The organism is Photorhabdus machadonis, assembly GCF_052657765.1.
Window position 1 is genome coordinate 4311478 of the sequence record NZ_CP199761.1, and the last position, 19918, is coordinate 4331395.

General features: G+C 48.1%; 25 protein-coding genes. 17 read left to right on the plus strand and 8 right to left on the minus strand.

Annotated elements, in window-relative coordinates:
- Positions 1–20 precede the first annotated feature (20 nt).
- Positions 21–248: a SymE family type I addiction module toxin gene (locus tag ACUN2T_RS20775; RefSeq protein ID WP_011147858.1), complete on the minus strand. Its 228-nt coding sequence runs from the start codon at positions 246–248 to the stop codon at positions 21–23.
- A gap of 72 nt (positions 249–320) precedes the next feature.
- Positions 321–683 carry a helix-turn-helix domain-containing protein gene (locus ACUN2T_RS20780; protein WP_011147857.1) on the minus strand — a complete coding sequence of 121 codons (363 nt, stop codon included), beginning with the start codon at positions 681–683 and terminating at the stop codon, positions 321–323.
- 132 nt (positions 684–815) lie between these two features.
- On the opposite strand from ACUN2T_RS20780, the gene ACUN2T_RS20785 reads away from it, so the two are divergent.
- Both ACUN2T_RS20785 and xerC read left to right on the plus strand, forming a co-directional pair.
- The gene (locus ACUN2T_RS20785; RefSeq protein ID WP_445494827.1) at positions 816–4133 is read left to right on the plus strand and encodes a CHC2 zinc finger domain-containing protein; all 3318 of its coding nucleotides are present in this window, start codon (positions 816–818) and stop codon (positions 4131–4133) included.
- Positions 4120–5319 carry a site-specific tyrosine recombinase XerC gene (gene xerC / locus ACUN2T_RS20790; protein ID WP_445494828.1) on the plus strand — a complete coding sequence of 400 codons (1200 nt, stop codon included), beginning with the start codon at positions 4120–4122 and terminating at the stop codon, positions 5317–5319. The genes ACUN2T_RS20785 and xerC overlap by 14 nt, the downstream gene beginning before the upstream one ends.
- Before the next feature lie 159 nt (positions 5320–5478).
- Here the strand turns inward: xerC and ACUN2T_RS20795 are convergent, their stop codons facing one another.
- Positions 5479–5817: a hypothetical protein gene (locus ACUN2T_RS20795; protein WP_445494829.1), complete on the minus strand. Its 339-nt coding sequence runs from the start codon at positions 5815–5817 to the stop codon at positions 5479–5481.
- Between the two features lie 288 nt (positions 5818–6105).
- On the opposite strand from ACUN2T_RS20795, the gene ACUN2T_RS20800 reads away from it, so the two are divergent.
- From ACUN2T_RS20800 to ACUN2T_RS20840, 9 genes are all read left to right on the plus strand, one after another.
- A complete protein-coding gene (locus ACUN2T_RS20800) occupies positions 6106–6945 on the plus strand; it encodes a hypothetical protein (protein ID WP_445494830.1) in 840 nt (279 codons plus the stop codon).
- Between the two features lie 131 nt (positions 6946–7076).
- Positions 7077–7382, plus strand: a complete 306-nt coding sequence (locus ACUN2T_RS20805; protein WP_011145458.1) for a hypothetical protein — start codon at positions 7077–7079, stop codon at positions 7380–7382.
- 141 nt (positions 7383–7523) lie between these two features.
- Positions 7524–8399, plus strand: coding sequence for a hypothetical protein (locus tag ACUN2T_RS20810; RefSeq protein ID WP_445494832.1), 876 nt, complete (start codon positions 7524–7526; stop codon positions 8397–8399).
- A gap of 8 nt (positions 8400–8407) precedes the next feature.
- Positions 8408–8752 (plus strand): hypothetical protein, encoded by a 345-nt coding sequence (locus ACUN2T_RS20815; RefSeq protein WP_011145456.1) that lies wholly within the window; start codon positions 8408–8410, stop codon positions 8750–8752.
- Positions 8753–8801: 49 nt separating this feature from the next.
- Positions 8802–8987, plus strand: coding sequence for a hypothetical protein (locus tag ACUN2T_RS20820; protein WP_445494833.1), 186 nt, complete (start codon positions 8802–8804; stop codon positions 8985–8987).
- A 123-nt stretch (positions 8988–9110) separates the two neighbouring features.
- Positions 9111–9371 carry an IS66 family insertion sequence element accessory protein TnpA gene (gene tnpA, locus ACUN2T_RS20825; RefSeq protein WP_445494834.1) on the plus strand — a complete coding sequence of 87 codons (261 nt, stop codon included), beginning with the start codon at positions 9111–9113 and terminating at the stop codon, positions 9369–9371.
- Positions 9365–9700 carry an IS66 family insertion sequence element accessory protein TnpB gene (gene tnpB / locus ACUN2T_RS20830; RefSeq protein WP_214089177.1) on the plus strand — a complete coding sequence of 112 codons (336 nt, stop codon included), beginning with the start codon at positions 9365–9367 and terminating at the stop codon, positions 9698–9700. The genes tnpA and tnpB overlap by 7 nt, the downstream gene beginning before the upstream one ends.
- A 63-nt stretch (positions 9701–9763) precedes the next feature.
- Positions 9764–11269 (plus strand): IS66 family transposase, encoded by a 1506-nt coding sequence (gene tnpC / locus ACUN2T_RS20835; protein ID WP_445494835.1) that lies wholly within the window; start codon positions 9764–9766, stop codon positions 11267–11269.
- 76 nt (positions 11270–11345) lie between these two features.
- Positions 11346–11492, plus strand: a complete 147-nt coding sequence (locus tag ACUN2T_RS20840) for a hypothetical protein (RefSeq protein ID WP_323840614.1) — start codon at positions 11346–11348, stop codon at positions 11490–11492.
- Positions 11493–11665: 173 nt separating this feature from the next.
- On the opposite strand, the gene ACUN2T_RS20845 is transcribed toward ACUN2T_RS20840, so the two are convergent.
- Complete coding sequence (locus ACUN2T_RS20845) at positions 11666–12286, minus strand: TetR/AcrR family transcriptional regulator (RefSeq protein ID WP_445494836.1); 621 nt, start codon at positions 12284–12286, stop codon at positions 11666–11668.
- 140 nt (positions 12287–12426) lie between these two features.
- Here ACUN2T_RS20845 and ACUN2T_RS20850 point away from each other — a divergent pair, with 140 nt between their 5' ends.
- The 3 genes from ACUN2T_RS20850 to ACUN2T_RS20860 all read left to right on the plus strand — a co-directional run bounded on the left by ACUN2T_RS20850 (position 12427) and on the right by ACUN2T_RS20860 (position 14009).
- Entirely contained in the window at positions 12427–13143 is a 717-nt protein-coding gene (locus ACUN2T_RS20850) for a Tm-1-like ATP-binding domain-containing protein (protein WP_445494837.1), read from the plus strand.
- 123 nt (positions 13144–13266) lie between these two features.
- On the plus strand, positions 13267–13491 hold the full coding sequence (locus ACUN2T_RS20855; protein ID WP_214090516.1) for a hypothetical protein: 225 nt from the start codon (positions 13267–13269) through the stop codon (positions 13489–13491).
- A 281-nt stretch (positions 13492–13772) separates the two neighbouring features.
- Entirely contained in the window at positions 13773–14009 is a 237-nt protein-coding gene (locus ACUN2T_RS20860; RefSeq protein WP_350304593.1) for a helix-turn-helix domain-containing protein, read from the plus strand.
- A 516-nt stretch (positions 14010–14525) separates the two neighbouring features.
- Here ACUN2T_RS20860 and ACUN2T_RS20865 read toward each other — a convergent pair.
- Together ACUN2T_RS20865 and ACUN2T_RS20870 are read right to left on the minus strand one after the other, a co-directional pair.
- Positions 14526–14618: a hypothetical protein gene (locus ACUN2T_RS20865; protein ID WP_157866894.1), complete on the minus strand. Its 93-nt coding sequence runs from the start codon at positions 14616–14618 to the stop codon at positions 14526–14528.
- Positions 14619–14905: 287 nt separating this feature from the next.
- On the minus strand, positions 14906–15526 hold the full coding sequence (locus tag ACUN2T_RS20870) for a TetR/AcrR family transcriptional regulator (RefSeq protein ID WP_445494838.1): 621 nt from the start codon (positions 15524–15526) through the stop codon (positions 14906–14908).
- 140 nt (positions 15527–15666) lie between these two features.
- On the opposite strand from ACUN2T_RS20870, the gene ACUN2T_RS20875 reads away from it, so the two are divergent.
- Together ACUN2T_RS20875 and ACUN2T_RS20880 are read left to right on the plus strand one after the other, a co-directional pair.
- Positions 15667–16911 (plus strand): Tm-1-like ATP-binding domain-containing protein, encoded by a 1245-nt coding sequence (locus ACUN2T_RS20875; RefSeq protein ID WP_445494839.1) that lies wholly within the window; start codon positions 15667–15669, stop codon positions 16909–16911.
- Entirely contained in the window at positions 16895–17725 is an 831-nt protein-coding gene (locus ACUN2T_RS20880) for a phosphoenolpyruvate hydrolase family protein (protein WP_445494840.1), read from the plus strand. Before ACUN2T_RS20875 ends, ACUN2T_RS20880 begins: the two co-directional genes overlap by 17 nt.
- A 493-nt stretch (positions 17726–18218) precedes the next feature.
- Here the strand turns inward: ACUN2T_RS20880 and ACUN2T_RS20885 are convergent, their stop codons facing one another.
- Together ACUN2T_RS20885 and ACUN2T_RS20890 are read right to left on the minus strand one after the other, a co-directional pair.
- Entirely contained in the window at positions 18219–18581 is a 363-nt protein-coding gene (locus ACUN2T_RS20885; protein WP_445494841.1) for a hypothetical protein, read from the minus strand.
- A 255-nt stretch (positions 18582–18836) separates the two neighbouring features.
- Positions 18837–19067 (minus strand): helix-turn-helix domain-containing protein, encoded by a 231-nt coding sequence (locus tag ACUN2T_RS20890; protein WP_046396484.1) that lies wholly within the window; start codon positions 19065–19067, stop codon positions 18837–18839.
- A gap of 253 nt (positions 19068–19320) precedes the next feature.
- Between ACUN2T_RS20890 and ACUN2T_RS20895 the strand changes: the two genes are divergently transcribed.
- Complete coding sequence (locus ACUN2T_RS20895; RefSeq protein ID WP_058589720.1) at positions 19321–19875, plus strand: transcriptional regulator; 555 nt, start codon at positions 19321–19323, stop codon at positions 19873–19875.
- Positions 19876–19918 lie beyond the last annotated feature (43 nt).

Genomic DNA, 19918 nt, shown 5'->3' on the forward strand with positions numbered 1-19918 from the left:
CAAGATCTTTCTTTTAGCTGTTAGTCATTTTCAGCCAGTTGAATGATTAACTGTCCGGCTTCGCTGGTAATAGTGATCGGCTTCCCTGTGGTAAAGCCCAACGCAGCCAACCAACGTCCCTTAATGGTGAGCTGCGGGTACGGATTGGGCTTGCCCCGGTTAGGCCGGTAGCCCACGGTGTAATGCCGTGGCTTTACAGCCTGCACTTTAGTTGTAATGGTTTTTGCTTTAGAATCGCATTTAGCCATGATGAACTACCTCTGATAGTTGGTGATGGTTAGCGGCGCTGGAGTGTTCCCGCACTTCAGCGCCGTGCTGTGTTAACTCTCTTCCTTCGCTGTTGTTGAAATACAGGCCATTGTGCCGGCAATCTGAGTTTTGATGATCATTGCATCCAGCAACTCCTTAATAACCTCCTGCTCATACTGCGGCATACGAGAAATTGCCTCAAATTGATAGCGCAGCCGCTCACTAGGCCCGCGCTCCTGTTCATCAAAAACCAGCATATCCGCACTGACACCGAGCGAAATAGCCAAGCGACGTATTACCTCTAAGGTAGGTTGTGCTGAGCCTCCCTCATAACGCCGGATCTGTAAAACTGCCACACCAGCCATATCAGCCAGCGCCTGCTGAGTGAGCCCGCGTTCCTTGCGTAATGTGGTAAGCCGTTCAGGGAACTGCATATCGAGAAACCAGGTTGTTGAACTTGATATCACTATATATCCCCCTTTTAAAAAGCTTGTTTTTAGATATCTTATCAGATATGTTTTAAATATCAATATAGCATCTTGACAGGTTTTTACAGGAGGTCATTGATGACCCGCGTTCCCGACACCGATTTAGTCCACTTAAAGCAAACCGTCTCGTTGCTGGGGCTGGCGCGTAAGCAAGGCCGTCCGATGAAAAAACGCGGTGAGGATTATGTGCTGCGCTGCCCGTTCCACAATGAGAAAACCCCTTCAATGGTGATCTCACCGGCTAAGAACCTGTATCACTGCTTTGGCTGTGGCGCAGCGGGATCGGTGCTGGACTGGGTGATACAAACGGAAGGGGTGACGCTGAAAATCGCTATCCGCCGGCTGCGGGAGCTGGCCGGGCTGCCGGACATGGACAATACGGTGGTGGCCGCCTCTTCGTTAGCCGCCCCGCCGGGATCACAGGCGGCCCCCCTGCCGCGCCCGAAACTGGCCGACCTGGACGATGACGGGCAGGCGCTGTTGCATCAGGTGATTGATTTTTATCATCAGCACTTACTGGCATCACCGGAAGCCAAAGCCTGGCTGGCACGACGCGGGCTGAATCATCCTGAACTGGTCAGCCACTTCCGGCTCGGTTATGCGGGTCATCACGGTATCAGCGGTTCCGCGGGATTGTTGCCGTCCAAAGACAGTCAGGAAGGCCAGCAGTTGCGCGGCAAGCTGTCAGGGCTGGGCGTGTTGCGTACCACCACCCGGCAGGACCACTTCCGGGGCTGCGTCGTGGTGCCGATAATCGGCTGGGCCGAATCGGCCAGTGTGGCCAGCCGCGGGCGGGTGCTGCAACTGTATGGCCGCCGAACCCAGCCGGATTACAAAGTCCTGAAAGACAGCCCGAAGCATCTGTACCTGTCCTCACCACTGGCCGGGGTCTGGAATGAGGCAGCGATGAAAGCCGCTGCGGAAATTATCCTGTGCGAAGCGCTGATCGATGCTATGACCTTCTGGTGTGCCGGGTTCCGCAACGTGATCGCCGCGTTCGGGGTGAACGGGTTTAACCGTGAGCACCTCGCAGCCTTGCCGTATCACGGCGTGAAACGGGTGCTGATTGCCTTTGACCGGGACGAGGCCGGAGACCGTGGCGCGGCCAGTGTGGCGGCTGATTTACTGGAAGCCGGTATCGAGGCGTGGCGGGTGCAGTTCCCACCGGGCATGGATGCCAATGACTATGCGCTCAAAAGCGGCAACGCCGAACATGCGCTGGGGCTGGCCTTGCAACAGGCGGTCTGGCTGGGACAGGGAACCGCGCCGGGCGCGGTGTTCAGCCATGAGCGGCCCGTCTCGCCGAGTGTGACGGAAAAGCCTCACAATGCCGGGGTGGCTAAACCGGCTGCTTTAGCCGCCCCGCCGGCGCTGACCGTTGCCCCCGTGGCCTGTGAGCGCACGGCCTCCGGTGAACTGCTGATGAAAAGCGGCCCCCGGGTCTGGCGGATACGGGGGATGAAAAAATCCCCGGTGCCGGACGTGATGAAAGTGAATGTGCAGGTGCGGGATGAAACGTCCGGCCTGTTCCATGTGGATACGCTGGACATGTACCATGCGCGGCATCGTCAGCACTACATCAGCACGGCGGCGCAAGAGCTGGCATGCGAGCCGTCGGTGATTAAACGTGAAGCCGGGCGGGTGCTGTTAATGCTGGAGCAGCAACAGGATGCTGAGCAGCGAGCAGAGGCCGAAGCCTCAGGGACAACGGCGGTGACGGTCAGCGCAGAAGACGAAGCCGCCGCGCTGGCGTTACTGACATCACCGAACTTAACAGAACAGATTATCAACGACATGGCCGCCTGTGGGGTGGTCGGCGAATCGACCAATCTGCTGACCGGGTATCTGGCGGCGGTCTCGCGCAAACTCGATAAACCGCTGGCCGTGTTAATCCAGAGCAGCAGCGCGGCAGGCAAGAGCAGCCTGATGGATGCCGTGCTGAACCTGATGCCGGAAGAGGAGCGTATCCAGTACTCGGCAATGACCGGGCAGAGCCTCTACTATCTTGGGGAAACCAGTCTGCAACACAAAATACTGGCGATAGCCGAAGAAGAAGGCGTGCGGCAGGCGGCCTATGCCCTGAAACTGTTGCAATCTGACGGCGAGCTGAAAATCGCCAGCACCGGCAAGAACGAACAGAGCGGCGAACTGGTGACGCGGGAATACAGGGTACAGGGACCGGTGATGCTGATGTTAACGACGACGGCCATTGATGTGGATGAAGAGCTGCTGAACCGCTGTCTGGTGCTGACGGTCAACGAATCGCGCGAGCAGACGCAGGCTATCCACGCCATGCAGCGGCACCGCCAGACACTGGCCGGGTTGCTGGCTGACTCGGAGAAAGGCTATCTGACGCAGTTACACCAGAACGCCCAGCGCCTGTTAAGGCCGCTGAAAGTGGTCAATCCTTACGCCCATCAACTGACGTTCCTGTCAGACAAAACCCGGATGCGGCGCGACCACATGAAATACCTGACGCTGATACAGGCCATTGCCCTGCTGCACCAGTATCAACGTGAAGTGAAGAAAACGCCCCACCGCGGGCAGGTCATCGAATATATCGAAGTCACCCAGGACGATATTGCCCTCGCCAACCGGCTGGCGCATGAGGTGCTGGGGCGCACGCTGGATGAAATGCCGCCGCAGACGCGCAAGCTGTTGCTGCTGATACAGGACTGGGTACGGGAAACCGCCGGACAACAGGCGGTCAGGGTCGATGAACTGCATTTTACCCGGCGGGATATTCGGACCGCTCTGCACTGGGGCGATACGCAACTGAAAGTGCATCTGGCGCGGTTGCTGGAAATGGAATACCTGTTGCTGCATCGCCGCGGGCTGACCTATGAATATACGCTGTTGTGGGATGGTGAAGATACCGGGCAACCGCATCTGTGCGGGTTACTGGAGATGACTGAATCCCGGTCAGAAATGACAGGCAATGCGTTCCGGTCGGGGTCAGAGGATATTCAGTCGGGTGCTGGTCGGGGCATGGTCGGCAGTCAGTCGGTCAGTCAGAATCCAGCCTCAGGGCAGGCAACACCAGACCTGTCGGCGGAAGTGGACGGGGTAAAGCAAAAAGCAGTTATCAAGACAGAAAAAAAACCGGCTTCAATCCCCCTGCCCGAAGAAACAGAAATGACGAATGACGCTGTTGCGGGCAAGGCGTTCCGGTCGGGGTCAGAGGGTGCTCAGTCGGGTACAGGTCGGCCCCAGGTCGGTACACAGCCGGACAGACAAAATCCGGCCTCAGCACAGACAGCACAAGGCTTAACAACAAAACCGGGCGGAGCCGGAAAGAAAACGGTTAACAGACATAAAACGCAAAAGGCCCCACCGCCCGCTGCCTCAGCCGCCCATCCCCAATCCGAAACGGAGGTTAATCATGGCAAACCGTAAACCGCGCAAAGGAAGTCTCCTGACCGTCAATGACGTCTACCGTCAGCCTGTAGGGCCGGCACATGACCCAAAAAGCCTGTATGCGCTGCTACTGCGCTTCGTGGCCTGGCGGCAGGAACGGAACTGGTCGGAAACCACGCTGAAAGTGCAGACCCATCACACCTATCACTTTATCCTGTGGGCCACGGACCGGGGCCTGTACTATGCCGCGGATATCACGCGGCCGATACTGGAGCGTTACCAGCGCTACCTGTACCAGTACCGCAAGACCAACGGAGAGCCGCTGAGCATCCGCACCCAGCGCACGCAGTTGCAGCCGTTACAGGTGTGGTTCAAATGGCTGACGAAACAGAACCTGATACTGGCGAACCCGGCAGCGGACATTGAGTTGCCGCGGGAAGAAAAACGGCTGCCGCGGTATATCCTGAGCATTGATGAAATCGAGCATATCCTGTCGCTGCCTGACCCGAATACGTTGCAGGGCGCGCGCGACCGGGCCCTGATGGAGCTGCTCTGGTCAACAGGGATACGACGCAGTGAAGCGGCCCGGCTCGATATCTACAGCATTGACGGGTCACGCAAAACCGTGACCATCCGGCAGGGCAAGGGGAATAAAGACCGGGTATTGCCCCTCGGCGAACGGGCCTTAAACTGGCTCCAGTTCTATCAGCAGCAGGTTCGCCCGCAACTGCTGGTCACCCCGGACATCCAGTCGCTGTTCGTGGCAATGGACGGTCTCGACGGATTGCAGCCGAACGGTATCACCCATGCCGTGAGCGGTTATATCCGGGCCGCCGGCATTGAGAAAAAAGGGGCCTGCCACCTGTTTCGGCATGCGATGGCGACGCAGATGCTGGAGAACGGCGCGGACCTGCGCTGGATACAGGCCATGTTAGGCCATGCCAGCGTGGAGTCAACTCAGGTGTATACGCAGGTCTCTATCCGGGCCTTGCAGGCGGTGCACGCCAGTACGCATCCGGCGGAGCAAATGGCCGACGAAAAAGTCTGCGACGCCGATGAAGTGGGTTTACTGGCCGACCTGTACGCCGACGATAACGCCGACACGGACACGCCGCCGGACAGTTCAGAGCCGACCTCAACCCCGATACCCGATGACTGTTCGCACGCCCCCGTTGAGTTGGGCGGGTTCGGTGTGGGGGCAGACCGTGGCCGGACTGCCCGTTAGCCTCGGCGCACGCGGGGGTAAATAGTCGTCAGGCGGCGCAAGCCCCGGTGTCCCCGTTGAGCCGGTCCAGGCCGCCCAACGCCTATTCAACATAATGCGGGGGAATTATACGCACTGCGCCGGTGAGCCCGGGCAACCGCCTGAGCATTGATGAGCGGCTTAATGCGTATAATTGGCATTATGTCTTGCGCCCCCGCGGGTCGGCATTGCGGGGAGTGGCGCACAAGGCTGCGCCTTATGCTCTAACCGACTGAGCCGGACATCGGCAACTCTGAGTTCTTCTTTAGCTGCCCTGCAACCGTTGGGCCACCCCCCTAAAGGCAGGTCGGCCTGCGGCCTCCGCTCATTGACTTCCCCCCGCCCCAACCCCGCTGCACTGGCTGCGCCCGGTTCGCAGTCGCCGGCTCCTTGCTCATTCCCGTGCTCGCCATCGCCGCCCCGTGCAGCCCCCGGGGGCTTCCCTGAACAAAACAAAACCGCGTGGTCATGCAAGGTCATACGCAAACCGAAGCCACAGTGCCTCAGAGCGTCGCAGGGGCGCCGCTTGCGGGCTCTATGCCGCCCGCGCCCGCAGAACGGGCGTCCGCCGCCCAAGCGAGTTGGGCGACGTTCGCCCGTTGCCGAAAAAGGCGCTACACTGACAATGGCACGGCGGGAAAAACCGGCCTTTGGAGGCGAAAAGCGCGTCAGGGGGTTTTGGGTCCGGCGGTCAACGCACATTGGAAAAAACGGGTGGTAACCGACTGAGTGCGCAGGGAAAATTGGTGTTCGGTAATCAACTTCGCAATGGAATGGGTTGTTGCGGATAATAATGCCCTTGGCGCAGCAGCCGGCTCGGATCTTGGATTCTGGTTAAGTAAAACACCAGACTGCGATACGACGTGCAAGGCTAATATTGCTAAAGGTATAGCTGATGGAAACCTAATTGTCTCTGCGGGAGGAATGGCAGTAGCTGGTGGTGCCCAGATTGTGGCCGCCACACCTGAAATTGCTGCACTGGAAGGATGTAAAGCTGCGCCAACAATTTGTCTAAATAATGCAGGTATTCAGGTCGCAGAAGCATTAACGCCGGGTGGTGTGGGCGCAGCCGGCGTAATAGGTGTGGGTAAAACTGCGGCAGAGGCAGTGGCAGCAAAATCCGAAGCTGTAGCGGCTAATGTGGTGAAGAATGTCTCGAAGAACTTAGAACAAGGAGTATCAAAAACTATAAAATCTTATAGCCCGCATGAAATTGGCCCATTAGGAAACCCCAATGATTTGCGAGCTCCTGCTTCAACGTTCAGAAGTGGAAGTTATACTGAAAAAGTCGCAGAAACAGATATGTATTTTTTCAGAGATTATGGCGGCTCTGCTAAAGTTGATGGTCGCTTTTGGACTCCTCAGCCATCAAAAGGACCTCTACAATCTCAACTGGATAGTGCTGTTTTACCTGAATGGGGTAATACTTTTAAAAACCAAGCCATTATAAAGATCCCCAAAGGTACTAGGCTGTGTCCCGCAATTCATTTGGACTGGCTGAAGGTGAAGAGAAAACGTCAATCTCGTTCATTTTTTGAACCATTAATCTGCATTTTTGCTATCAATCACCGAGAAAACTGCATGGTTTTCCACTGTGCAGACAATTGAGGGACACAGCCTAAGTATTATGAAGGGCCAGCGGCAGCACAAATTGGAACTAAAGGGACTCAACCAACGTTACATGGTGGTGGTACGCAAATATTTTTACCATCACTAGACAATAACTGGATAATTAAGAAATGAACACAAAAGAAATAGTTGAAAATTGGGTAAAAGAGAAAAAATCACTTTACTTCTTTCTCCCTGATGGCCCTTATGGTAGACCCTTTGATAATCAATATATTATTGAGAAAATTGAGGAAACCAGTGAGAGCTTTAACATAATATTTTCTAATGAAATAGCATTGCGTTTTCTGGGAAAAATTAATATCACAGATGAGGGATATAATCTAACAATAAGCGATTTTACTAAGTGTATATTTGAAATAAGCAGTAGGATTCTTAAAAGTTATACAGAAGGGCAAGTAGTATTAAGTGGCTTTTAAACAACGATCCAGCCTTTACAAAGCTAGGAGGGCAGCATGAGTCCACCGGGGTAATATTTAATCAGCTCCACGCTAGCAGGCGGTATTGCCGGTGACTCCACCGCCAGCGCCCTCACCGGGGCGCAGGCCGGGAAGAATTCGGTGGATAATAATGCCCTTAGCATGGGAAGTTTGTTTGGTTCCGAAAGCGCTAAACATTTTGAAGGCGCAGGGTCACTGGCTCAAAAGATGACTCAATCCGGGGCAACACCCGAAGAAATCAACGCAGCCTTAACTCACTACCTCAAAGGACAAGTCCCTGAGGGTCAAGACCCGGCAAAAGGTCTGATTATTGCGTGGGGGAACTTCTTTGGTGTTCCGTTAGATGTCGTGTTATCAAATGAGCAGATGACGCCACAGAAAGCGGCGGAAATTGTTGCTGGAGGGATACCTACTAGTGAAGCGAAGCTGATACAGTTTGCAGCCGCGAAAGCATATCTGTCTTTAAGTAAGTATCGGTCAACAGAAGTGGTTGAGGGGAAAGGAGGTTCTCTGGCTGATAAAAGTATTACTGGAAATAAGACGACGATTTCATCTATAAATGAGGGCAAAGGTACTTCTGGACGACTCCCTGAAAAGCCCATTAAAGAAGTAACAGCAACAGAAGTAAATAATTGGTGGAAAAGTCAGGGATATGAACAACCTCCATATACTCCAGGAACTACAGTAAAGGAATTTGAATTAGCAGCTAACACGCAATTTGTTAGGGTTTATGATGGTACTCATTCACAAATGAGAGGGGGATGGATGATGAAAGCCGAAGATATAAAAGGATTAAGTAGTAAACAAATTCAAGAAAAATTTGCTTTGCCATATGAGCCAAAATACGTTGCGGATGTTGAAATTAAAGCAGGTACTAAGATGAGAGTAGGTTCTGCAAATAGTCTGTTTGGCTATAAAGGTGGAGGAACCCAGTTTGATCTTATGGGGCAAAGAACAGGTACATTCACTAATGAACGGGCTATTCAGAAAAAATAGGATATAAAATGGCTATCTTAGTAAACGATAACAAGATTAATATTAATGGGCACTTAATTATATTTAATCAAAAGATTATTAAGGCGATAGAAATCGATAATGGTTCTGTTCTTGTCTTAACTGATATTCCTATAGGAGATGACGGACTAAATAATCTATTTTCTTACACAAATAATGGAGAATTTCTTTGGCAAATAGAGCCTTCAGATTTACAAAAAGAAGGTCAAATCAGTTACCCATATGAAGGATTGAACGTTGTTGAAGGGCAATATTTTGTTGTTGATTTTTATGGAAGAAGAATATTTTTCGATCCTCATACTGGCCTATTCTTATCACGAGATGTTGTAAAATAAGATTGAGAATAATGCGCTGGCCTCGCGAAATCTGGGCGATTGCCGCACGATGTCACCGGAAGCGTGCGGCAAGGCTAAAGAGCTGAGCCAGCGTATTCTGGATAAAGGTCTGCCGTCAGTGGAGGACATGCGCGGTAAACTGGCATCGTGTCAGGATGACAGATGCCGTAAAGGGGTCTGGACGGAATATCGACAGGCCAGTGATGCGACCATCAATACCCTGAAACAAATGTAAACGTCCGGTCATCTCACCTTGTTCTTCCTCTCCGGCCCATGCACGCTACTGCTTCCTTATCTTCACCTGGAGACTGACACCATGAGCCGTAGCCGATATACCCCGGAACAAAAATAGCAACATGTGACCCAATGGCGCCACAGTGACCTGACCCGAAAACAGTATTGCGAACAGCATCAGCTGAGTTTTTCCGCTTTTCGCGACTGGATTGCCGACAGTCACAAAATACGCCAACCTCTCAGCCAGACACTGCCCGCCCTCTTGCCAGTTTCACTCCAGCCTGACGACGCGCGCACCGTTACCCTGTATACCCCAGACGGCTATGCCATCGCCTGTCCATTGACGCTGTTGCCTGACGTGATGCGGGTACTGGCCCGATGCTGAAACCGCAACAGCTCTTTCTGGTGCGAGAGCCCGTCGACATGCGCCGGGGCATTGATGCCCTGACCCGGCACCTGGAGGGACTGAATTTGCGCTGGCAGGACGAGGCCGCTTTTGTTTTCTGCAACAAGGCCCGCTCCCGTCTCAAGGTGTTGCGCTGGGACCGACACGGCGTCTGGCTGTGTACCCGCCGTCTGCACCGGGCCCATTTTGTCTGGCCGAAGCAGGGCGAGCGCAGCTGGGTGATGACGCCCGCCCAGTTTGACTGGCTCATCCGCGGCATTCACTGGCAACAAGTCGAGGGAGATGACCTGTCCGGCTGGCGAAGCTAATTCCGCTACCCCGGTCACACTTTTACCGGATAACGACGGGGAATTATCCGGTACACTGTCGGCATGACGCTCAATGACTTAATCGCGCTGGATGACCCCGGCCAGTTCCGCCTGCGGGCACTGGCGCTGCTTCAGCAACAAGGTGATTATATTCGCCAGCTGGAAGACGCCCTGAAACAGGCGCAACGCTGGCGTTTTGGTGCGCACAGCGAAACCCTGCCTGCCGGTCCCAAACGCAGTCAGTTTGAGGAAGATGCCGATACCGATATCGCGGTGCTGGAAACCCGGCTGTCACGCCTGCATATCAAGGAAAACGCGACCCCGGCCCAGCCTAAACGTCAGCCTTTGCCGGCGACTTTACCCCGTGAAGATATCCGGCTGGCGCCGGAGACGGAGAGCTGCCCGGATTGCGGTCATGCCCTGCGCTTTTTGCGTGATGAAATCAGTGAGCGACTGGAATACTGTCCGGCCACGTTTATCGTCCGGCGTTATGTCTGTCCGCAGTACAGCTGTGCGGCCTGCCAGCGAATTCATGCTAAAGCCCAGCCCGCCCATCTTATTGAAAAGGGCCTTCCGGAGCCGGGGTTGCTGGCTCAGGTGGTGGTCGCTAAATATCGTGACCACCTGCCGCTCTACCGTCAGCAGCAAATCTATGCCCGCAGCGGTGTAACCCTGGCCCGCAGCACCCTGTCGGACTGGGTGGGGCAGGTGGCTGTGGCGTTGCAACCGCTGGCCGATGCCCTGAAGCAGACGCTGCTGACGTCCCCGGTGCTGCATGCCGATGAGACCCCGTTGCCGATACTGGCCCCGGGAAAAGGCCAGACCCGGCGAGCTTACCTGTGGACGTCTGTCACCGGCCCCGATACCTCGCCGGCAGTGGTGTACTATGAGCTGCATCCCGGCCGCAGCGGCCGTTATGCCCAGAGCCTGCTGAAAGACTGGTCGGGCGGCACGTTGGTGACGGATGACTATGCCGGTTACAACGCGCTGCATGCCCGGGCGGATATCACCGAAGCGGGTTGCTGGGCTCACGCCCGCCGCAAATTCTTTGACCAATACAAAGCGAGCCAAAGTCCGGTGGCGAAACAGGCGCTGGATGGCATTCGTGACCTGTACAAGCTGGAGCGAAAAATCAAACACCGGCTGCCGGATAAACGGCGTCAGTGGCGACAGCGTTATGCCCGGCCGTGGCTGAATGAGTTCCGGTCCTGGTTGCAGACGACTCAGGCCCAAACGGCACCCAACTCCGGGTTACGCAAAGCGATAGATTACACGCTGAAGCGCTGGCCGGCGCTGGTGTGTTATCTGGATGACGGGCGGGTGCCGATAGACAACAACCGGGCGGAGAATGCGGTCCGGGGTGTGGCGCTCGGCCGAAAGAACTGGCTTTTTGCGGGTTCACTGGCCGCGGGGCAACGGGCGGCCATGATAATGAGCCTGCTGGAAACGGCCAAAGCCAACGGACATGAGCCCTGGGTCTGGTTACGTGATGTCCTCAGTCGGCTGCCTGTCTGGCCGAACAGTCGGTTGAATGAGCTGCTGCCCTGGCCTGAGAATCCCTTCCGTTAACATCCCATTTTGTTGTTATCTGACAACGCAAGGTGAGTTCACCGGAACATTACGGTTAATCTGAACTGTACCCCAAATGTTAGGTAATCATCCGACATTTAAAGGGTGCAGTTCATTACGTCTGGGAAAAGTGGCTTATCAGGCTAAAAAATCGGTCACGGTAGGGGTTGCTGGTAACGGCTATTCCTACCGCGACCGATTGAGAAGACCCGCTTTGATTTAAGATTCAGCGCCTTTAATCAAAGCGGGTAACTCTCTTCTTTTCAAATCGAAGTATCAGATCTAATCTGAACTAATACACCACTCACAAAATGTACAGGCCCATACACCAAAAGAAACTTTTACCGGGCCTCGTGCCCAGTTTCTTTACCCTTGTGTTAAAAAATGGCCTTCGGATTATTTTAGCTCCTCATTAATGACCTGCCGAACAATCAACTTTGCAGCCCAACTCGTTAAGTTGATGATTTCATCATTTTCTAAACCAAAAGTATCTTTCAGAATAGTCATAGCCTCTGTACCATATAAAACTGAAATCAACATAATAATCTTATGTATTGTGTCATCTTTAAGCTGACCTTTTAGAGGCGCTAACGCCGTGGAAAGTGTCTCTTTACGGTTACTTTTTTTCTTCAAAACAGGTCGTTTGTCGTTATCTTCACCGGATAAAGATTCCTGCCAGCGTAACTGAGAAATGCGTAAAGCATCCCTCATCAGTGCCTCATTGGCTTCTATTTCTTCATAACCCCATCTTAATAATTTCTCAATATTGTCCTCTGCATCATCGCCCATAGGGGGGATAACGAATGATCCAATGACTTGTTTTACAACATATTCGACAAAATCACTGTGGGTTGAAAAGTAGCTGCGCAACGTGGCCTTCGCATATTCAGCTTCATTAGCAATCTCTTCAGGAGACGGAAATTTTTTTTCTCGATATAACTTCAGAGCTGAATGAGTGATACGTTCCAGGGTACGACGCCGGACTGGTGACAAATTTTCTTCATCAAACAGGATCATTTAACCCCCTTAAAGTTTTAACCATATAGCATTCACAATAAAAAATATCACTAATGATAAAAAATAACTTGCATGTTGTAAAATATTACAATAGGTTTACATTCGTCTTTGAACTAGGTATACCACATAGGGTGAACACTATGACGCGATTTGTGGTTGTCGTTGGCACAGCAGACACAAAACTGGACGAGCTGGTCTGGTTGAAATATTGTTTATACCTCGCAGGAGTTGATTCAATCATCATTGATGTGTTTACATCAATTCCTGGGAAAAATTATCAGAATAAAAAGATAGATATTCATTCACTTCCGGTGGCTGAGTATCATCCCTCTGGCGCTGACACTGTTTTTTGTGACGTGCGGAATAAAGCGATAACCGCGATGTTTGTCGCCCTCACGAATTTCCTGAACAGCTCAATCGACGATATCGCGGGGATGATTGGTATCAGCGGAACAACGCTGATCACTCCGGCTATGCAAAGCCTGCCGATCGGTTTACCTAAAATCATGGTATCAGCGATGACGTCAGGGAATGTCTCGGCCTACGTTAGGGCCAGCGATATTGCCATGCTTTATACGGTAACCGATCTCAACGGACTCAACCGTATTTCTCGTTCATCCTTGTCTAATGCTGCAAATATGATGGCTGGCTCTGTCAATTATTTTACGCCATTGGCTGATATTCATAAACCCGCTTTAGGGTTGACGATGTTTGGTGTGACAACTCCGTGCATTAATCAGACTAACATTAAAGATTATTTGGCTGTTGTTCGGATTATTGCCTGTGAGTTAAGTTTGATTGTTGAATCTAAATTAATAAGAAATAAAGTGTGTAAACAAGCTGAAAGCATTTTTTAATATGAAATCCCTTTAATGAAATTTACGATTTTTTATTCTAATTAAAATAGAAAACTGTCTTTACTGTTGATCATCAATGAAATAAAAATATCCACGCAATAACAAGGGTTTTAATGATTTGATATGTCAGATAATCAGAAAGAAATTTTAAAACGGCTCAGGCGAGATCCATTGATGAAACCAACGGAATTAGCCGATATTTTTGGGATTGGACATTCATGCACTTCAGGGCATAAAGACATTGTTCACTTTGAACAAAGATGCTCAGCTTTAGTCTTGTCCTTAAAATTCACCAATAATTCCAGCTTATCTCATAATAAAGTAAAAAACTTTTTGGAATCAAAATGAAAATTATTTTGGCAGGGTAATAACGAAAAACATTACTTGCAACAGTAATGGGCATGAATGACAAGGACGTTTTTTAGTAATAGTAATTTGACAAATAACTAGGAATCATAGTCCTGTGTTCATGGACATTGGTAAGAAACTTTTTGCCGATGTGTCTGTTATTAGCCTTTTCATGGCGGTTCTGGCGGGAGAAGTTTTGGTTTTGCTTGCCGGAAATGAACACTGATTCATGCATCCTATTTGAATAGCCACCATAAATCGATTAGGGGAAGTAAACAGAGATGATAACGGCTCAAAATGACTGGCATCCGGCAGATATTATTGCTGCATTACGTAAACGTGGCACAACACTTGCCGCATTATCAAGGGAATCAGGACTGAGTTCATCAACACTATCTAATGCATTAATACGCCGGTGGCCTAAAGGGGAGAGGATTATTGCGGACAGACTAGGAGTACATCCTTCAGAAATATGGCCCAGTCGATATTTTAACAAGAATGGGGATCCCATTAAGTGAAATTTTCGAAATTATTTGAATAACAGCACTAATGATAATAGTCGATATGCTATCCAGTTCTAATTTAAATCCACTATTATTTTTGTGTATTCAGAGGGGATGCTATAAGAAAACAGGTTTCATTAGATCAATGATATGCATATATCAGTTCTGGCAACTTCTTTATATGAGGTGTTCCTTGAAAAAGTAGCTAAAGAATTTTTATAACCCTTATCAGGTCTTATTACATTGGCATGTGATATAAATCAAGAAATTTATCGTACTCTTGTCGCGTATAATGAGGAAAAAGATATTTATATTATTAATAATCCAGGGTTGGTTAAAACTCTTTTAAAAACTCATATGAAAAAATTGTAAATATAATTTAAGCGCTACCTTTGAACCTTCATTTATATCTCTTAATCAAGGTCGGTAGCGCTTTCTTTGGTAATGACTCTAATTTATTGATAGTGATGAATATTCAAATACTCCCGCTCCCTCTATGTAAGCGGCGCATTCAGACCGTATTAACGGTGGCTAAGAAGTGAGATCGACCCGTTCATGCATCCGGTTTGCAGGCCAGTCCGCGATATGACTGATGACATGGCGTAGCCAGACCTCAGGATCCACTTTATTTAACCAACAAATACCGATAAGACTGTACAGAAGGTCGCTCGTTCGCCACCTTTGTCAGCGCCTGCAAAGAACCAGATAGTATTGACCTTTTATCATCACTTTAATTTTCTTGGTCGAAAACTCTGTTTTTCGAACAGGCACTTAGTTCAATTTTTTTATTCAGAACTCAAGTTATGTCTAATCTCATCAGAAGGTTGGTGACAGAAGTTATCGGCACCAAAAGAAACTTTTACCGGGCCTCATGCCCGGTTTACCCTTTATGTTAAAAAATGGTTTTCTGATTACTTTAGCTCCTCATTAATGGCCTGCCGAACAATCAACTTCGCGGCCCAACTCGTTAAGTTAATTATTTCATCATTTTCCAAACCAAAAGTATCTTTCAGAATAGTCATAGATTCTGTACCATATAAAACTGAAATCAACATAATAATCTTATGTATTGTGTCATCTTTAAGCTGACCTTTTAGAGGCGCTAACGCCGTAGAAAGTGTCTCTTTACGGTTACTTTTTTTCTTCAAAACAGGTCGTTTGTCGTTATCTTCACCGGATAAAGATTCCTGCCAGCGTAACTGAGAAATGCGTAAAGCATCCCTCATCAGTGCCTCATTGGCTTCTATTTCTTCATAACCCCATCTTAATAATTTCTCAATATTGTCCTCTGCATCATCGCCCATAGGGGGGATAACGAATGATCCAATGACTTGTTTTACAACATATTCGACAAAATCACTGTGGGTTGAAAAGTAGCTGCGCAACGTGGCCTTCGCATATTCAGCTTCATTAGCAATCTCTTCAGGAGACGGAAATTTTTTTTCTCGATATAACTTCAGAGCTGAATGAGTGATACGTTCCAGGGTACGACGCCGGACTGGCGACAGATTTTCTTCATCAAACAGGATCATTTAACCCCCTTAAAATTTTAACCGTATAGCATTAACAGTAATAAATATCACTAATGATAAAAAATAACTTGCATGTTGTAAAATATTACAATAGGTTTACATTAGTCTTTGAACTGGGTATGCCACATAGGGTGAACACTATGACGCGATTTGTGGTTGTCGTTGGCACAGCAGACACAAAACTGGACGAACTGGTCTGGTTGAAATGTTGTTTACACCTCGCAGGAGTTGATTCAATCATCATTGATGTGTCTACATCAATTCCTGGGAAAAATCATCAGAATAAAAAGATAGATATTCATTCACTTCAGGTGGCTGAGTATCATCCCGCTGGCACTGCTCCCGTTTTTTGTGGCGTGCGGAATAAAGCGATAACCGCGATGTCTGTCGCCCTCACGAATTTTCTGAACAGTTCAATCGACGATATCGCGGGGGTGATTGGTATCGGAGGCTCAGGTGGAACAGCGCTGATTACGCCAGCTATGCAAAGCCTGCCGATCGGTTTGCCTAAAATCATGGTATCAACGATGGCGTCAGGGAATGTCTCGGCCTACGTCAGGGCCAGCGATATTGCCATGCTTTATACGGTAACCGATCTCAACGGACTCAACCGTATTTCCCGTTCAGTCTTGTCTAATGCTGCAAATATGATGGCGGGCTCTGTCAATTATTTTACGCCATTGGCTGATATTCATAAACCCGCTTTAGGGTTAACGATGTTTGGTATGACGACGCCGTGCATTAATCAACTCACTACTGAGTTAAATACTCAATACGATTGCCTGGCTTTTCATGCTACCGGCAATGGTGGAACAAGCATGGAGAAATTGGCTAAGGACGGCGAATTGGTTTGTGTTTTAGATATTACATTAACAGAAATTGCTGATCTGTTATTTGGGGGTGTTTTGGGTTGTCCTGACACACGGTTAGACGTCATTGCAAAAAAAAATATTCCGTGGATCGGCAGTACTGGTGCTTTGGACATGGTTAACTTTGGTGCAAAAGACACGATCCCAGAACGCTACAGCAACAGGCTGTTTTTTGAGCATAACTCTCAGGTGACATTGATGCGAACGACACCTGAAGAAAACTATCAGCTTGGTATCTGGGTAGGGAACAAACTGAATAAGTGTGATGGACCTATTCGATTCATTATTCCGGAGGGCGGATTCTCTGCGCTAGATTGCCCTGAACAACCTTTTTATTTACCTGCATCAACACAGGCTTTCTGTCATGGACTAAAAAAAACAATAAAACAAACAAAATTGCGAAAAGTTATAAAAACACCTTTTCACATCAATTCACCACAATTTTGTACTCTTGTAATACAACAACTCAAGGAAATTATAGAACACCAGGGAATCTCTTATGAAGAAAAAATATAATCAGATTATTGAAACTCTAAAACAAAAAGTCGAACGTAAAGAAACTATTATTGGGGCGAGTGCAGGTAGTGGTCTTTCGGCACGTTGCGAGGAAGCAGGAGGGGCAGACCTCATTATCGTATATAATTCTGGACGCTTCAGAATGGCTGGCAGAGGATCATTGGCCGGATTAATGCCATACGGTAATGCAAATGAAATTGTCAGAGAAATGGGTAATGAAATATTACCGATAGTTAAGGAAACACCTGTATTGGCGGGTGTCTGTGGGACTGATCCATTCTGTAATTTATCTCTTTTCCTGGATGAACTAAAGGCACAAGGTTTCGCTGGTATTCAGAACTTCCCAACAGTAGGACTTATTGATGGAAAATTCAGAAAAAACCTGGAAGAAACAGGCATGAGCTATGCGCTGGAGGTGAAGCTAATCCGCTTGGCACATGAAAAAGGAATGATGACCACGCCTTATGTTTTCAATGAAAAAGAGGCTGAGGCTATGGCACAAGCAGGTGCTGATATCATCGTCGTACATCTTGGGCTAACCACTGGCGGTGATATTAGTGCTAATACATCATATGATCTGAAATCTTGTATACCAATCATTAACGCTTGTGCTTTGGCAGCTAAAACTATCCGAAATGACATTATTACTTTATGTCACGGCGGCCCAATTTTGGAACCGGAGGATGTCGCCTATATTATGGCTCATTGTCCCAATTGTCATGGATTCTATGGTGCTAGTTCAATGGAGCGTTTGCCAACAGAACAAGCCATCAAACACACCATCCAGAAATTTAAAGAAATTAATCGGGGTTAGTAAGAATTATACTTAAGCTATGCGGAAACTTAGTACTGCAACCGTCATACCTGTTACGTTATGATGACGCATCGTTTTCTTTTCCTCAAAATACGGAAAGGTATCCAATATGCCATACCCAGCCAACATATGCCTGTCTGGCTCCTTTATTTCATCCTACCAGGCCGCAACAACCCAGTCTCGCTTGTCTTCGGGGCTTACTCAGCAATGTTAGCGAAAAAATGGTTGGCAACTAGCTGGACAGAAGCCCCTACACCAGATGGCATTCAATACTTTTTTGAAGGTGCTGATCGAGGCAGAAACAGCCCTCAATATTCTACGTCTAGTGCGTGCTGATGCCGGACAAAGTGCACGGTGACGACATCTCGGTGCCAGTTCAAACCTCGTGAAAGGGAAAAATCAGCTCTGATGAGTATCGAACACCCTGTCGGCGATAGTTTATGCCTTTAAACCGGAAAACCATCCAAAAATTTTCCGGTTTCATTTGACAAAGCTATTTTATCTCGTTTTTCGAAGTTCTACGACGATATTCACCACTCGCTTTTTCATGCATGGTAAACAGCATCGGTAATAGAGAACTCAGCGCTGATAGGCTATGCCCGAGCTGACACAAACTCTCTGGCGTAAATTCATGGATATTATTACTGGCAAACGATAACATTGAGTCACCAAGAAAAGTTACTCCATGACAAATGCCCATAGTATTTTCTTTGGATGATTCAATTAGCTGACACAGTACAGTATCGCTAATACATGAAAAATCCAGTGATGCAATTGCATCCGACATGGCAGACCATAAGATATCCAGATCAGGTATATTACTGTCGTCGAGAATGTCTGGGATGCTACTGTGCATAATATTGCTTCTCAATTGATTTAGAAAAAATTAAAACCAAAGAAAAGTCTGTAAGCAAGGTATGTGCTTCGGTTTCTACATTAGATTGCGCGTTAAATGTATAACGCTTTGAGTATGAGGATATGTTACTATTCATATTAGCCATAGCATTAGCTCTTATAATGTTGTGGTTAGGCGCTCTGATTGTGTTACAGCACTTTCAGAGCGTTGTTTTTATGGTTCCTATAACTGTCACCATATTCTTTCGCCTGGAGATCAATATCTCTTCCTTCTTTTCTGGTAACGGGAAGGCCAGATTTCATCAGGCTTCTGTCCCAATGCATTTGCAATAATTGTTTCACCTTTACACCAAGGTCTTTGCAAGGCATTAGATAACGTTGACGATGCCAGCCCTGCTTCTCTAGAAATAGCTGCCAATGATGTTCCCTTTTTTCTTAAAGCAGCGATAATATCTGCTGGGTGCCAATCTTTTTTCTCCACAATAATTCTCCAATCGGGTATAACTATCTAATAATACTGTAAAACGACGAGTAACATTCTTTGCTTTAAACTCTGTTAGTAGTACGTTTTACTTCAATCTATATTTCAATTACTCTAAAAAGATATCAGTGCAGATAATCCTTGGAGGATCATTCACTGCTGTAGATTATCGTTCTATAAATAGAAAATTTCAACCATTATTTTCTATTTATAGATATTATTGATCTTTAAATAGAAATTCATTCGTAAAAAGGAAAATATGAACAATAAGACTAACGAAGCTACTTTCCTTGAAGAAGGAAAAGAAACCTTTAAAAACAGGTTAAAACAGCTTCTTAAAGGAAGGAGTCTTCGAGCTGCTTCAACAGAATGGCAAATACCTTATTCGACGTTAAATAACTACTTTGATAAAAAGACACTACCATCTCTATATGTAGCTCAGAAAATCGCTAGAATAGAAGGTGTTTCTTTGGAATGGCTAGCTTCTGGGACTCCGAATGAAAAACCTACTGATGATTCCCAAAGAGACGACACAGGCTATGGATATGATGAACTAAAAACAGCATGGTCCCTCATTTTAGATTCTCTTGATGTCAAAGAAGCAAAAACATTAATTAATTTAATGCATCGAAAAGGTATTGAAGGGATATTAACCATGATCCATGAAAAGCAAGATATCGAAGAACTTATTGATAAGCTTAAAATTAGATCAAATTTGAAACAAGCAATCAAAGTAGCTCTTGATGGGAATGAATCAACAGATAAAGAAATTTTGCGTTACATTACTACCCTGATAAGTCAAGAAAAAAATTAAACACCGTCAATTAGTGATCATAATAGTGTAGAGTTAAGCACAA

Coding starts and splice junctions, on each gene's coding strand:
- ACUN2T_RS20775 (WP_011147858.1), bottom strand. CDS start 248: ATGGCTAAATGCGATTCTAAAGCAAAAACCATTACAACTAAAGTGCAG.
- ACUN2T_RS20780 (WP_011147857.1), bottom strand. CDS start 683: ATGCAGTTCCCTGAACGGCTTACCACATTACGCAAGGAACGCGGGCTC.
- ACUN2T_RS20785 (WP_445494827.1), top strand. CDS start 816: ATGACCCGCGTTCCCGACACCGATTTAGTCCACTTAAAGCAAACCGTC.
- xerC (WP_445494828.1), top strand. CDS start 4,120: ATGGCAAACCGTAAACCGCGCAAAGGAAGTCTCCTGACCGTCAATGAC.
- ACUN2T_RS20795 (WP_445494829.1), bottom strand. CDS start 5,817: ATGACCTTGCATGACCACGCGGTTTTGTTTTGTTCAGGGAAGCCCCCG.
- ACUN2T_RS20800 (WP_445494830.1), top strand. CDS start 6,106: ATGGAATGGGTTGTTGCGGATAATAATGCCCTTGGCGCAGCAGCCGGC.
- ACUN2T_RS20805 (WP_011145458.1), top strand. CDS start 7,077: ATGAACACAAAAGAAATAGTTGAAAATTGGGTAAAAGAGAAAAAATCA.
- ACUN2T_RS20815 (WP_011145456.1), top strand. CDS start 8,408: ATGGCTATCTTAGTAAACGATAACAAGATTAATATTAATGGGCACTTA.
- ACUN2T_RS20820 (WP_445494833.1), top strand. CDS start 8,802: ATGTCACCGGAAGCGTGCGGCAAGGCTAAAGAGCTGAGCCAGCGTATT.
- tnpB (WP_214089177.1), top strand. CDS start 9,365: ATGCTGAAACCGCAACAGCTCTTTCTGGTGCGAGAGCCCGTCGACATG.
- tnpC (WP_445494835.1), top strand. CDS start 9,764: ATGACGCTCAATGACTTAATCGCGCTGGATGACCCCGGCCAGTTCCGC.
- ACUN2T_RS20840 (WP_323840614.1), top strand. CDS start 11,346: ATGTTAGGTAATCATCCGACATTTAAAGGGTGCAGTTCATTACGTCTG.
- ACUN2T_RS20845 (WP_445494836.1), bottom strand. CDS start 12,286: ATGATCCTGTTTGATGAAGAAAATTTGTCACCAGTCCGGCGTCGTACC.
- ACUN2T_RS20850 (WP_445494837.1), top strand. CDS start 12,427: ATGACGCGATTTGTGGTTGTCGTTGGCACAGCAGACACAAAACTGGAC.
- ACUN2T_RS20855 (WP_214090516.1), top strand. CDS start 13,267: ATGTCAGATAATCAGAAAGAAATTTTAAAACGGCTCAGGCGAGATCCA.
- ACUN2T_RS20860 (WP_350304593.1), top strand. CDS start 13,773: ATGATAACGGCTCAAAATGACTGGCATCCGGCAGATATTATTGCTGCA.
- ACUN2T_RS20870 (WP_445494838.1), bottom strand. CDS start 15,526: ATGATCCTGTTTGATGAAGAAAATCTGTCGCCAGTCCGGCGTCGTACC.
- ACUN2T_RS20875 (WP_445494839.1), top strand. CDS start 15,667: ATGACGCGATTTGTGGTTGTCGTTGGCACAGCAGACACAAAACTGGAC.
- ACUN2T_RS20880 (WP_445494840.1), top strand. CDS start 16,895: ATGAAGAAAAAATATAATCAGATTATTGAAACTCTAAAACAAAAAGTC.
- ACUN2T_RS20885 (WP_445494841.1), bottom strand. CDS start 18,581: ATGCACAGTAGCATCCCAGACATTCTCGACGACAGTAATATACCTGAT.
- ACUN2T_RS20895 (WP_058589720.1), top strand. CDS start 19,321: ATGAACAATAAGACTAACGAAGCTACTTTCCTTGAAGAAGGAAAAGAA.